Source organism: Rhizobium mesosinicum (assembly GCF_019511345.1).
Taxonomy (GTDB): Bacteria; Pseudomonadota; Alphaproteobacteria; order Rhizobiales; family Rhizobiaceae; genus Rhizobium; species Rhizobium mesosinicum.
The window spans coordinates 32,932-45,335 of record NZ_JAEUAK010000009.1 but is presented as its reverse complement, the minus strand read 5'-3'; the positions used below and the strand labels follow the sequence as shown (position 1 = coordinate 45,335).

The window sequence follows — 12,404 nt, the reverse complement described above, 5'->3', positions numbered from 1 at the left end:
ATGGACACGCCGATCGACGTGCGCGCCATCGCGCCTGTAAACGACAACCGCTGGTCTGCGCATTTTCGCGCCACGCTGATGCTCGGCGTGCCGCTGATCGGCGCCCAGCTTGCGCAATTCGGCATCGGCATGACCGATGTGATGATCGTCGGTCAGCTCGGAGCCGAGCATCTTGCTGCCATGGTGCTTTCCGCCCAGTTCCTGTTCACGATCCTGATTTTCGGGTCGGGCTTTGCGATTGCCGTCATCCCGATGGTGGCCCAGGCCTACGGCCGCGGCGATGTCGTGAGCGTGCGCCGGTCCCTGCGCATGGGGATCTGGGTTGTCATCTGCTACTGGCTGCTTATGCAGCCGGCCTTCTACAATTCCGAGGCAATCCTGCGGTACTTTGGGCAGAAGCCTGAAGTGGCGAAGCTTGCTCACGGCTACATCGTCATCGGTCAGTTCGGCGTCCTGCCGGGCCTGCTCTACAATGTCATGCGCGGGCTCGTCAGCGCCATCGGCAAGGCCGGCGTCATTCTCCAGGTCACCATCGCCATGCTGGTGCTGAATGCGATCGGCGCCTACATCCTGGTGCTCGGCCATTTCGGCTTTCCGGTCATGGGGCTGGAAGGCGCTGCCATCGTGTCCGTCGCGGTGCAGACGGCCGGTTTCCTTTTCATCCTGTCTTATGTGCAGGGCAGGGAGGAGACGCGGCGCTACGAGATTTTCGTGCGCTTCTGGAAACCGGACTGGCATGCCTTCTTCGAGGTCGTCCGCTTGGGCTTGCCGATCAGCATCACCATTCTTGCCGAGGTCAGTCTCTTCACGGCAGCCTCGCTGCTGATGGGCCATATCGGCACGATCGAGCTTGCTGCGCATGGTATCGCTCTGCAATGGGCCTCAATGGCCTTCATGATCCCGCTCGGCCTCGGCCAGGCGGCAACCGTTCGTGTCGGCGTCGCGCACGGGCAGGGCGATCATGCCGGGTTGGTGCGGGCAGCGATCACGGTCCTCATCATTGCCGCCGCTGCGTCCATTATCGGCAGCATCATTTTTGCGGCCATACCGCAGGTTCTGGCGCGGCTGTTCCTTGATGTCAGCCTACCGGAGGCGCCGGAAGTGCTGGCCTATGCCGGCCCGCTGATCGTCGTTGCCGGTCTCTTCCAGTTCGTCGATGGCCTGCAGGCAATTGCCAGCGGGCTGCTCCGTGGGCTGAAGGATGCGCGCGTGCCAATGATCATGGCGCTGATCGCCTATTGGCCGATAGGCTTCTTCCTCGCCTGGGCCTTTGCTTTCCCGCTCGGCTTCGGCGGGCTTGGAATCTGGTATGGTTTTCTCGTCGGGCTGGCTGCGGCCGCCGCCATGCTCTGCGTACGCTTCTACTTTCTCGTTCGCCGTGAAGGCGTGACGGCCGGGGTTTAAGCCGGCCGTCATATGTCAGCTGTCAGGCCGCAACGGGCTTGTAGCTGGCGAGATCTGCGCGGATGCCGAGACGCGCAAACATTTCCTGCGGGTCGAAATTGGCCGCCTTGTGGGCTGCGGCAACGACTGCTCGCACGCGTTCGACGACATCGGCATTTTCCCATTCGGCAACGGTCACGAAATTGAATTCGCCGGGACCGGCAACCTGTTCAAGCACGTTATGATTGACGAAGCCGTCCTGCGCCTCCAGCACCTTATGGGTCATCATCACATTGACGAGAAATTCCTCGCGCGCCGCAGCCGGCACGACGAATTTGTCTATCCTGTAGAAAGCTCCGCTCATCCAATCTTCTCCTGCATCTGGTGTGTTGCAGGCAGTTCTGTAATTCCTCAAGTTAAGTTGAGGTCAATATGCGGGCAAAGAAAAAGGCCCACACTGGGCGGGCCTTGATCCGATATCAACGTTCGGCGAGCGCCGGTTCGCCCTTCTTCTCGCGCACCATGTTGACGAAGCGGCGGAAGAGGTAGTGGCTGTCCTGCGGGCCGGGGGAGGCTTCCGGATGGTGCTGGACGGAGAAGACCGGCTTGTTCAGAACGCGCAGGCCGCAATTCGTGCCGTCGAACAATGATACGTGAGTCTCTTCAACGCCTTCGGGCAGCGACTTCGTGTCGACCGCGAAGCCGTGGTTCATGGAGACGATCTCGACCTTGCCGGTCGTATGGTCCTTGACCGGATGGTTGGCGCCGTGATGGCCCTGGTGCATCTTCTCGGTCCTGGCACCGAGCGCAAGACCGAGCATCTGATGGCCGAGGCAGATGCCGAAGACCGGGATATCGGTGCTGATGAGTTCCTTGATGACTGGCACGGCATATTCACCTGTCGCTGCCGGATCGCCCGGGCCGTTCGACAGGAAGATGCCGTCCGGCTGCAGGGCGAGCACGTCCTCGGCGCTCGTCGTTGCAGGCATAACCGTGACCTTGCAATCGAGACCGGCGAAGAGACGCAGGATATTGCGTTTCACGCCGTAATCCAGGCAGACGACGTGGTACTTGCTGTCGGAGGCGCTGAGTTCGCCGTAGCCTTCGTTCCAGACCCAGGGTGTCTGGGACCACTGCGAGGACTGGCCGGAGGAGGCGATCTTGGCAAGGTCGAGGCCTTCGAGGCCGCTCCATGCCTTGGCTTCTGCTTTCAGCGCTTCGACGTCGAAATTGCCCGTGGGGTCATGGGCGATGACGGCGTTGGGCGAACCGTTTTCGCGGATCCAGGCCGTCAGTGCGCGGGTGTCGATGCCGCAGAGGCCGATGATGCCGCGGGCCTTCAGCCAGGCGTCGAGATGCTTGGCGGCGCGGTAGTTCGAAGGCTCGGTGATATCGGCCTTGAAGATGACGCCGACCGCGCCGTGGCGTGCTGCCGGCGTCAGGTCTTCGATATCTTCTTCGTTGGTCCCGATATTGCCGATATGCGGGAAAGTGAAGGTGACGATCTGGCCGAGATAGGATGGGTCGGTAAGGATTTCCTCGTAGCCGGTGAGCGCCGTATTGAAGACCGCCTCAGCCTGGACCTTGCCGGTGGCTCCGATCCCCTTACCTTCGATGACGGTGCCGTCGGCAAGAACGAGCAGGGCGGTCGGCTTTTCGGTTGTCCAGGGTGCTGTTGCGGTCATCTTCATCCCGTTTCCGGCGGGCTTGGCGTTTACGAAAACGCGCGCCGGCCATTTGATCTCGCAGGTGCAGGCGCGCGGCTTTGGCCGCGTTTGACGCCTGATCACGAATTTTGGTGCAGGTGGCGGTAGATAGCCACGCTCTTTGCCTAGGTCAATCTTTGTACTGCAGATTGCGGCAGTTTTCCTGCTGATATTGGCGGGATTCTCGCAATTTATTTGATCCCATGCATCAGCCTGGTTTATGAAAGCGCCATTTTAAAAGGAGTAGTGACATGCTGCGCGATCAACTCGCCACTGAGCTCAAAGAGGCCATGAAGGCAAAGAAGATGGACCGCCTCGGCACCATCCGTCTCATCCAGGCGGCGATCAAAGATCGTGACATCGCCAATCGAGGCGCCGGCAAGGAAGAGGCTGGCGACGATGAAGTGCTGCAGATCCTCGCCAAGATGGTGAAGCAGCGCGATGAGTCGGCAAAGATCTACGAAGAGAACGCCCGTCCGGAACTTGCCGCGAAGGAACGCGCCGAAATCGCCGTCATCCAGGATTTCCTGCCAAAGCAGCTTTCGGATGATGAAGTGCGCGCCAATATTGCCGCCATCATCAAGGAAGTCGGCGCCGAAGGCCCGAAGGACATGGGTAAGATCATGGCTGCACTCAAAGAGCGTTATGCCGGCCAGATGGACTTCGCCAAGGCTTCCGGCACGGTCAAAGAGCTGCTGAAATAAGGCGCCTTGCCTGCGGTTGTTCTTCGACCGCAGGCCCAAGTACCACTTCGGCGGCAGCATCGATGATGGCGAATTTCGCTGCCTGATAGTTCCAATATTCGAGCACGAAACCACGGGAGAGCCAGAAATCCCCCTTTCTCGGCGGCTCGGTCCATCCCACGCTTCCCATGTCGGCCGCCTGCGTGAGCAGGCGTTTCAGGTGCGTATTGGAAATCATGAACTGATCGCGAATCTCGCGCAGTGACAGCGGGCCGATGACGACGCGGTCGGCAGAATGCGGAAAGCCCGGCAGGCGCGAAATCAGGTAATCCATCACGAGGCCCCCGGAATCGGCCCAGTTGAAGAGGTTGAAGGTGGCGCCGGGATCGCGCACGGCGTCGGTTTCGATGATCTTCTTGCCGATGAGCGGCTGCAGGCGGGCGATCAATGTGGGATCGGCGGTCAGATTTTCCGCGCGACGGCCGCCATCGAGGCTATCCAGAATCATCAGGTGGGCGACCAGCCATTTGGTAAAATGCTGCTCCGCCGTTTCCGTCGGCTCGAGAAAGCGGGTGCGTTTGTCGTCGCCCGGAATGGGACGCAGAAACCGGTAGGCCAGCATCTCCTGCACGAAGGCAGCTGCCGTGTTGCGGCTGGCGATCTTGTTCTGGATGACGAAATCGATGAAGCGGCCAGAATAGAGGCCTCGTCTCTCATCGCCGGGATAGCCGTAATAGAGAGCGAAACCCGTATGCGCCATCAGCCAGCGCTGCTGTGCGGCGAATATCGATGCAATACGCGGGCTGTCGCGATAAATCGCGAGCATTTGATTGGCACAATAAAGAACTGCAGCAAGAAAACTATCGTCGGCTGCAAGATTTTCTGCGGTGTAGGCCATGACGCTGTCCAGGAGTTTTGTGGATTCATTTGCCACGCCTATTGGAAGTGTCAATGCTTTTGTGTTTTAGGGGTTAATTGGTAAGGTAAAGCTCAATAAAACGGCTGCGTATAGCCCAAAAATTAAGAAGGCAGGAGCTGGGGGCGCTCCTGCCTTCTTGCTCTTTGCTTCCGTCAGCGACACAGGGTCGAAACCCAAGCCGGCGGGTATTTGCAAAGGCACCCTTGCGAGGCGGCGCCGGGGGTAGGGATGGTGCCTCGCTTGGGGATCGCTTTGTTGAGATCGAACTTATGGCCAGGCCCCGGCTTATTCAAATTACAAAAATATAATAATCCCGGATTTGGCCTTCCGGGATGTGAATATGAAGTTCGGTCCTGACGACCACGAAAGGTCGAGTGGCCCGCTCGTGATCTATCGTAACATATTGTTTTTACGTCTTCTTTCTTTGGGTTGGCTTTTCGCGAAATGGACATTGCCGGCTTCGCGAAAATTGGGAAATGTCAAAAATGTCGCACCTGCTGCCAGGGTCCGATAACGCTTTGTTGAGTGGCATCGGCAGGCGTTTGTGACAATCTCCTCGGCCCTGTGAAAAGCGGGATTTACGGCAGAAGTTTCGTGGCGCAGCGCGGCAAAGCTGCTTATATGGATGTTCTGCAAGAGGTAGAGATGCGCTTTTCCCCCACCTTCCTGGACGATATCCGCGACCGCGTTCCTATATCGAACGTGATTGCGCGGCGCGTGAGCTGGGACAAGCGCAAGACCAATGTATCGCGCGGCGATTATTGGGCCTGTTGCCCCTTCCACGGCGAGAAGTCGCCGAGCTTCCACTGCGAGGACCGCAAGGGTCGCTACCATTGCTTCGGTTGCGGCGTGACCGGCGACCATTTCCGCTTCCTGACCGAGCTCGAAGGTCAGAGCTTCCCCGAAGCTGTGCAGACGATCGCCGATATGGCGGGCGTGCCAATGCCGGTTGCCGATCCTCAGATGGAAAAGCGCGAGAAGGAGCGCACCTCGCTTCTCGACGTCATGGAACTGGCGACGCAGTTCTTCCAGGATCAGTTGCAGACGGCAAATGGAGCCAGGGCGCGCGCCTATTTGCGCGATCGCGGTCTGACGGGGCGGACGATCGAGACCTTCAGGCTCGGTTTTGCACCCGACAGCCGCAATGCGCTGAAAGAATTTTTGGCTGGCAAGGGTGTCAGCAAAGAGCAGATCGAGGCCTGCGGGCTAGTGGTGCATGAAAACGTGCCGGTTTCCTATGACCGGTTCCGCGACCGCATCATGTTCCCGATCCTTTCCTCCCGCGAAAAGGTCATCGCCTTCGGCGGACGCGCCATGTCGCCGGATGCGCCGGCGAAATATCTCAATTCCAATGAGACGGAGCTCTTCCATAAGGGCAACGTACTCTACAATTTCGCCCGTGCGCGCCGCTCGATGCAGGGTTCGAATGGCGAGGGCACGATCATCGCCGTCGAAGGCTATATGGATGTCATCGCGCTGCATCAGGCCGGTGTCGAAAATGCCGTGGCACCGCTCGGCACAGCGCTGACGGAAAACCAGCTCGATCTGCTGTGGAAGATGACATCGCAGCCGGTGCTCTGCTTCGACGGCGACGGCGCCGGCATTCGTGCCGCCAACCGCGCCGCCGATCTGGCCCTGCCGCATCTGAAGCCGGGGCGCAGCGTGCGTTTCGCGTTACTGCCCGATGGCAAGGATCCTGATGACCTCGTGAAGCACGAGGGCAGGGCACCTTTCGACAGGGTCATGGCACAGGCCAAGCCGCTCTCGGAAATGCTCTGGGATCGCGAGGTGAGAGCCGGCAAGTTCGATACGCCGGAAGCGCGCGCTGAACTGGAAGCACGACTGAGGCAGCTCGTTGCCGTCATCGCCGACGAGAATGTGCGGCGCCATTACCAGCAGGATATGCGCGATCGGCTGAACAGCTTCTTCCAGCCTCAGTTCCAGAACCGCGGTGGCAACGAGCGGCGCAATTTCGGCGGTGGAAATGGCGGCAATTTCCGAGGCCAGAAAGGTGGCGCTCCGGCGGGACCTCGAACGCCGGTTGCCGCGTCGGATCGTCTGACCCGTTCGGGCCTCGTGCGGGGGCACCAGGACAATACGGCGCTGAGAGAATGCGTGCTGGCGCTGACCGTCATCAACCATCCCGCCTTGATGCTCGACGATTACGACGAAATCGCTTCCATAGAATACGACAGTCGCGAACTGCAGAAGCTCTGGTCCGAAATGCTGGGTGCGGCCGCAGTCGTCGCCGGACCGCATCTGACGCGCGACTATCTGCTGGAATGCCTCGATGTTGCCGGTTTCGGTCCGCTGCTCAAGAGCCTCGATCAGCAGGTGCGCAATGCCCGGCTCTGGACGGCGACGGAGGAGGCAGCGATGGAGGATGCGCGCGAAGGCTATCGCCAGGCGCTTGCCTTCCACAAGCGCGCCAAGGACCTGCGCTGGCAGAAGATCGAGCTGGAGCGCGATATCGCGCAGGCGACGGAGGCCGGTGATGATGCGGAGATCGATCGGCTGATGCGCGCATCGCAAGAAGTGCAATACGAGGCGTTGCGGCTTGAGAATCAGGAAGCCATCATCGATGGCTTCGGTGTGCTCTCAGGCCGCGTCAAGGGCGCCGCGAGCCACTGATGTCGCAGGCCGAACACAACGAACCGTCCTTCTCCGCATCCGATGCGCTGTTTTCAGGCGCGGCCAAGCCGCTTGATGTGCTGAAGCGCGTCTATGGCTATTCCGCCTTTCGCGGCCGGCAGCAGGAAGTGGTCGAGCACGTTGTTGCCGGCGGCGATGCGGTCGTGCTCTTCCCGACGGGTGCCGGCAAATCGCTCTGCTTCCAGATCCCGGCGCTTTGCCGCCCGGGTCTTGGCATCGTCGTTTCGCCGCTGATTGCGCTGATGCGTGATCAGGTGGAAGCGATGAAGCAGCTCGGCATTCGCGCCGCAGCGCTGAACTCATCCATTTCGCGCGAAGAATATGTCGCAATCCGGCGCGGCATTTCCTCCGGCGAACTTGATCTGTTCTATGTGACGCCCGAGCGTATCCTGATGGATGGGTTCCGCGAGCTGATCGGTAATGCCAGGATTGCACTATTCGCCATCGATGAAGCGCATTGCGTTTCGCAATGGGGCCACGACTTTCGGCCGGAATATCGCGAGCTCGGCAGGCTTGCGGAGCAATATCCGGGCGTGCCGCGCATTGCGCTGACGGCGACTGCCGATGCGCATACGCGGGAGGACATTATCGAGCGGCTCATGCTCGATAATGCCGCAGTCTTCACCACCAGTTTTGACCGGCCGAACATTTCCTATGAAATCGTCGAGCGGGATCAGCCGCGCCAGCAACTCCTGCGCTTCCTGTCCGGCCACAAGGGCAATAGCGGCATCGTCTACTGCCTGTCGCGCGCCAAGGTGGAAGAGACGGCCGACTGGCTGAACACGCAGGGCATCCGGGCTTTGCCCTATCATGCCGGTATGGATCGGGCGCTGCGTGATGCCAACCAGGATGCTTTCCTCAAGGAAGAAGAGCTTTGCCTTGTGGCAACCGTCGCCTTCGGCATGGGTATCGACAAGCCGAATGTGCGTTATGTCGCTCATCTCGATCTGCCGGGTTCAGTCGAGGCCTATTATCAGGAGACAGGGCGTGCGGGTCGCGATGGACTGCCGTCCGAGGTGTGGATGGCCTATGGCATGGCCGATGTGATCCAACGCCGGCGGATGATCGATGAGGGCAACGCGGCCGAGGAGATCAAGCGCATCGAGCGCGGCAAGCTGAATGCGCTGCTGGCGATCTGCGAGACCGCATCCTGCCGGCGGCAGGCGATCCTGGCGCATTTCGGCGAAGCGCATGGCGGCAAGTGCGGCAGCTGCGATACCTGCCTGAAACCGGTCGAGACCTGGGATGGAACCGACGCTGCGATCAAGGCATTGGCGGCCGTCTATCGCACCGGTGAGCGTTTCGGCGCCGGCCACGTCATCGACGTGCTTGTCGGCAATGTCAACGAGAAGACGGAACGCTTCCGCCATGTCGACATGCCGGTCTTCGGCGCGGGCAAAGATATCCCGGTCCGCACATGGCAATCAGTTTATCGCCAGCTGATGGCGATGGGACTGATCCGCGTCGATCATGAGGCTTTTGGAGCCTTGAAGCTTGAGCCGGAGGCGCGTGCCGTCTTCAAGCGCGAACGCGAGGTCTTCTTCCGCAAAGATCGTGCGCCTTCCGAGCGACGGGCGAAGAAGACCGAGCGCGCGGAGCGCAGGACGGGGCTATCGGGTACGGATAGTGCATTGTTCGAGGCACTCAGGGCCGAGCGTATGTCGATCGCCAAGTCGCTTGGCGTGCCGCCCTATGTCGTCTTCCCGGATACGACGCTGATTGCTTTTGCCACTGAGCGCCCGCGCAGCCGCAAGGAGTTGCTTGGCATTTCCGGTGTCGGCCAGTCGAAGCTCGAGCGCTACGGCGACGCTTTCCTCGATATCATCCTCTCTCACGACGAATAGCCCGGCTGCACTGATCTTTCGCTGCATGCGATGCGGAAGTCCGATCCAGCATAGCGGTTTTTGGATTCGTGGATATCGACGGCAGTCCTGATCCCCAAACGATTGATCCTTGAGAAGGTAGTCAGGCAAGGTCTGTATGGAGGAAATCGTTGCCTTTGTAGAGAAGGCGCGTTTTCAGTGCTTTGGCGCAAGCATAGGCAAAACAATCGCCGAAATTCAGATCTGCCGGATGACCAACGACTTTTCCGTAGTGCATGCTTGCAGACAGGGCACCTTCGCCGATCTCATGTGAGATCGGAATCTCGTCAAGAACCAGATCTTCGGCGAATGCATCCACCGCTTGGGCCGCTGCCTCTAAGAGTTCAGGTGTCGTCTTCTTGCCGATCGGCGTCTTTTGCCGCGCGAGCGCTTGAATGGCTTCGAAGCGGACGAGGGGCGAGATGTGCATGGTGGGATTACCCGAGGCCGCCAAAGTCTTTTCAAGCTCCTCATGGCCAGGCTCTCGAGCAAGGATGGCGACGATTGCCGATGCGTCGATGAACATCAGCTGCCCCACATCTCGTCGCTGAATTTCTTCATATCGAATGACGGATCATTTGGTCCCATCGCATCCGCCAGCGATTTTGCACGCGCAAGGCGTTCACGCAGCGGCTGGCTTTGCCGTGCGCGCGCAAGCTCATGATGGAGCGCCGTTCGCACCGCGTCGGTTTTTGTCGCAGCCTTGGTCAAACGCTGTAGCTCACTTGCAAGCTCGTCGACTTCGGGGTCCCGAATATAAAGCGCCATGATGATATTCCTTTTTGCATATGCAAATATCTCTTTTGGATATTCATTTCAATGTCTGCCACGGCGGATCCTCAGCTACGGAAAATATTTTCGTACCGGATCAGGGACATCAGCACCTGCTTTGTGCTAATTGCAGCGCCCATCGGAGGACGTTTTTGGGATAAGGGCGTTTACAATGACAAAAGCATTTCTCTCCCACCTGCAGTCGGAGCTTGCTTCGCTCAAGGATGCCGGCCTCTACAAGTCCGAACGTGTCATCACATCGAAGCAGGCCGGCGAAATCGCCATTGCGTCCGGCGAGCGCGTGCTGAATTTCTGCGCCAACAATTATCTCGGCCTAGCCGACAACGAAGAGCTGGCGGATGCCGGCAAGAAGGCGCTCGACCGCTATGGTTATGGCATGGCCTCGGTGCGTTTTATCTGCGGAACGCAGGAAGAGCACAAGCAGCTCGAGGCGCGCATCTCCTCCTTCCTCGGTATGGAAGACACGATCCTCTATTCCTCTTGCTTCGATGCCAATGGCGGCCTGTTCGAGACGCTGCTGTCCGAAGAGGATGCGATCATTTCCGATGCGTTGAACCATGCCTCGATCATCGATGGCGTGCGCCTCTCCAAGGCCAAGCGCTTCCGCTACACCAACAATGACATGGCGGCGCTGGAAGAAGAGCTGAAGAAGGCCGAAGGCAGCCGCTTCAAGATGATTGCGACCGACGGCGTCTTCTCCATGGACGGCATCATCGCCAATCTCCAGGGCGTTTGCGATCTCGCCGAGAAATACGGCGCGATGGTCATGGTGGATGACAGCCATGCCGTCGGTTTCGTCGGCAAGCATGGCCGCGGCTCGCCGGAATATTGCGGCGTCGAAGGCCGGGTGGATATCATCACCGGCACGCTCGGCAAGGCGCTTGGCGGCGCATCGGGCGGTTATACCTCGGCAAAGGCCGAGATCGTCGAATGGCTGCGGCAGCGTTCGCGCCCCTATCTCTTCTCCAACACGCTGGCGCCGGTCATTGCGGCTGCCTCGCTGAAGGTTTTCGACCTCATCGACAATGGCGATGCGCTGCGCGAGCGGCTGTCGGCCAATGCGGCGCTCTTCCGCTCCGAAATGACCAAGCTCGGCTTCACGCTCGCAGGCGAGGGGCATCCGATCATTCCGGTCATGCTGGGGGATGCGAAGCTCGCGCAGGATATGGCGGCGCTGATGCTGAAGAAGGGCGTCTATGTGATCGGCTTCTCCTTTCCCGTCGTGCCGAAGGGGCAGGCACGCATCCGCACGCAGATGTCGGCCGCGCATTCCAAGGCTGATGTGGAGCGGGCGATCGCCGCTTTTGCCGAAGCCGGCCGCGAACTCGGCGTTATCTAAGGCCTTGAGGAGAATACGATCGTGTCCAACATGATGAAAGCGCTGGTCAAGGCGAAGCCCGAAGTCGGCCTCTGGATGGAGCATGTGCCGGTGCCGGACGTCGGCCCGAACGACGTGCTGATCCGCGTGAAGAAGTCGGCGATCTGCGGTACGGACGTGCATATCTGGAATTGGGATCAGTGGGCGCAGAAAACCATTCCGGTGCCGATGGTGGTTGGCCACGAATTCTCCGGCGAAATTGCCGAGATCGGTTCTGCCGTCACCAGATATCGCGTCGGCGAGCGGGTCTCAGGCGAAGGTCATATCGTCTGCGGCAAGTGCCGCAACTGCCGTGCGGGCAGGGGGCATCTCTGCCGCAACACGCTCGGCGTTGGCGTCAACCGGCCGGGCTCCTTCGGCGAGTTCGTCTGCATTCCCGAAGCCAATGTCGTTGCCATTCCCGACGATATCCCGGATGAGATTGCGGCGATCTTCGATCCGTTCGGTAATGCAGTTCACACCGCGCTCTCTTTCGATCTCGTCGGCGAAGATGTGCTTGTCACCGGTGCCGGCCCGATCGGCATCATGGGCGCGCTCGTTGCCAAGCGCTCCGGTGCGCGCAAAGTGGTTATTACCGACATCAATCCGAACCGTCTCGATCTCGCCCGCAAGCTCGGCATCGATCATGTGGTGGATGCCTCGAGGGAAAATCTTGCCGATGTGATGAAATCGATCGGCATGACCGAGGGCTTCGATGTCGGACTTGAAATGTCGGGTGCAGCACCCGCCTTCCGCGACATGATCGACAAGATGAACAATGGCGGCAAGATCGCTATCCTCGGCATCGCGCCGGCCGGTTTCGAGATCGACTGGAACAAGGTCATTTTCAAGATGCTGAACCTCAAGGGCATCTATGGCCGCGAGATGTTCGAGACCTGGTACAAGATGATCGCCTTCGTCCAGGGCGGGCTGGATCTGTCGCCGCTCATCACGCACCGCATTAAAATCGACGATTTCCGTGAAGGTTTCGAGGCGATGCGCTCGGGCAATTCCGGCAAGGTCGTGATGGACTGGATGTGAGAGGCGCGA

At 59.7% G+C, this 12,404-nt stretch carries 11 protein-coding genes; 6 read left to right on the top strand and 5 right to left on the bottom strand.

The features are described from left to right. Nucleotides 1–1,404, top strand: a complete 1,404-nt coding sequence (locus tag JNB85_RS21720) for an MATE family efflux transporter (RefSeq protein ID WP_220336372.1) — start codon at nt 1–3, stop codon at nt 1,402–1,404. Nucleotides 1,405–1,426: 22 nt separating this feature from the next. Here the strand turns inward: JNB85_RS21720 and JNB85_RS21715 are convergent, their stop codons facing one another. Together JNB85_RS21715 and carA are read right to left on the bottom strand one after the other, a co-directional pair. Continuing rightward, on the bottom strand, nt 1,427–1,747 hold the full coding sequence (locus JNB85_RS21715; RefSeq protein ID WP_220336371.1) for an antibiotic biosynthesis monooxygenase: 321 nt from the start codon (nt 1,745–1,747) through the stop codon (nt 1,427–1,429). Between the two features lie 115 nt (nt 1,748–1,862). Next, nucleotides 1,863–3,068 carry a glutamine-hydrolyzing carbamoyl-phosphate synthase small subunit gene (carA, locus tag JNB85_RS21710; RefSeq protein ID WP_220336564.1) on the bottom strand — a complete coding sequence of 402 codons (1,206 nt, stop codon included), beginning with the start codon at nt 3,066–3,068 and terminating at the stop codon, nt 1,863–1,865. 272 nt (nt 3,069–3,340) lie between these two features. On the opposite strand from carA, the gene JNB85_RS21705 reads away from it, so the two are divergent. Continuing rightward, nucleotides 3,341–3,793: a GatB/YqeY domain-containing protein gene (locus JNB85_RS21705; RefSeq protein ID WP_220336370.1), complete on the top strand. Its 453-nt coding sequence runs from the start codon at nt 3,341–3,343 to the stop codon at nt 3,791–3,793. On the opposite strand, the gene JNB85_RS21700 is transcribed toward JNB85_RS21705, so the two are convergent. After that, a complete protein-coding gene (locus tag JNB85_RS21700; RefSeq protein WP_220336369.1) occupies nt 3,774–4,670 on the bottom strand; it encodes a hypothetical protein in 897 nt (298 codons plus the stop codon). The genes JNB85_RS21705 and JNB85_RS21700 overlap by 20 nt on opposite strands. A gap of 666 nt (nt 4,671–5,336) precedes the next feature. Here JNB85_RS21700 and dnaG point away from each other — a divergent pair. Both dnaG and recQ read left to right on the top strand, forming a co-directional pair. Continuing rightward, nucleotides 5,337–7,322: a DNA primase gene (gene dnaG, locus JNB85_RS21695; RefSeq protein ID WP_220336368.1), complete on the top strand. Its 1,986-nt coding sequence runs from the start codon at nt 5,337–5,339 to the stop codon at nt 7,320–7,322. Beyond that, nucleotides 7,322–9,187: a DNA helicase RecQ gene (gene recQ, locus JNB85_RS21690; RefSeq protein WP_220336367.1), complete on the top strand. Its 1,866-nt coding sequence runs from the start codon at nt 7,322–7,324 to the stop codon at nt 9,185–9,187. Before dnaG ends, recQ begins: the two co-directional genes overlap by 1 nt. A 121-nt stretch (nt 9,188–9,308) precedes the next feature. Here the strand turns inward: recQ and JNB85_RS21685 are convergent, their stop codons facing one another. Both JNB85_RS21685 and JNB85_RS21680 read right to left on the bottom strand, forming a co-directional pair. Beyond that, on the bottom strand, nt 9,309–9,731 hold the full coding sequence (locus JNB85_RS21685; protein WP_220336366.1) for a type II toxin-antitoxin system VapC family toxin: 423 nt from the start codon (nt 9,729–9,731) through the stop codon (nt 9,309–9,311). Beyond that, complete coding sequence (locus tag JNB85_RS21680) at nt 9,731–9,973, bottom strand: type II toxin-antitoxin system VapB family antitoxin (protein ID WP_220336365.1); 243 nt, start codon at nt 9,971–9,973, stop codon at nt 9,731–9,733. Before JNB85_RS21680 ends, JNB85_RS21685 begins: the two co-directional genes overlap by 1 nt. Nucleotides 9,974–10,148: 175 nt before the next feature. Between JNB85_RS21680 and JNB85_RS21675 the strand changes: the two genes are divergently transcribed. After that, complete coding sequence (locus tag JNB85_RS21675; RefSeq protein ID WP_220336364.1) at nt 10,149–11,336, top strand: glycine C-acetyltransferase; 1,188 nt, start codon at nt 10,149–10,151, stop codon at nt 11,334–11,336. Nucleotides 11,337–11,357: 21 nt separating this feature from the next. Then, nucleotides 11,358–12,395: an L-threonine 3-dehydrogenase gene (tdh, locus tag JNB85_RS21670; RefSeq protein WP_220336363.1), complete on the top strand. Its 1,038-nt coding sequence runs from the start codon at nt 11,358–11,360 to the stop codon at nt 12,393–12,395. Nucleotides 12,396–12,404: the final 9 nt, after the last annotated feature.

Coding starts and splice junctions, on each gene's coding strand:
- JNB85_RS21720 (WP_220336372.1), top strand. CDS start 1: ATGGACACGCCGATCGACGTGCGCGCCATCGCGCCTGTAAACGACAAC.
- JNB85_RS21715 (WP_220336371.1), bottom strand. CDS start 1,747: ATGAGCGGAGCTTTCTACAGGATAGACAAATTCGTCGTGCCGGCTGCG.
- carA (WP_220336564.1), bottom strand. CDS start 3,068: ATGACCGCAACAGCACCCTGGACAACCGAAAAGCCGACCGCCCTGCTC.
- JNB85_RS21705 (WP_220336370.1), top strand. CDS start 3,341: ATGCTGCGCGATCAACTCGCCACTGAGCTCAAAGAGGCCATGAAGGCA.
- JNB85_RS21700 (WP_220336369.1), bottom strand. CDS start 4,670: ATGGCCTACACCGCAGAAAATCTTGCAGCCGACGATAGTTTTCTTGCT.
- dnaG (WP_220336368.1), top strand. CDS start 5,337: ATGCGCTTTTCCCCCACCTTCCTGGACGATATCCGCGACCGCGTTCCT.
- recQ (WP_220336367.1), top strand. CDS start 7,322: ATGTCGCAGGCCGAACACAACGAACCGTCCTTCTCCGCATCCGATGCG.
- JNB85_RS21685 (WP_220336366.1), bottom strand. CDS start 9,731: ATGTTCATCGACGCATCGGCAATCGTCGCCATCCTTGCTCGAGAGCCT.
- JNB85_RS21680 (WP_220336365.1), bottom strand. CDS start 9,973: ATGGCGCTTTATATTCGGGACCCCGAAGTCGACGAGCTTGCAAGTGAG.
- JNB85_RS21675 (WP_220336364.1), top strand. CDS start 10,149: ATGACAAAAGCATTTCTCTCCCACCTGCAGTCGGAGCTTGCTTCGCTC.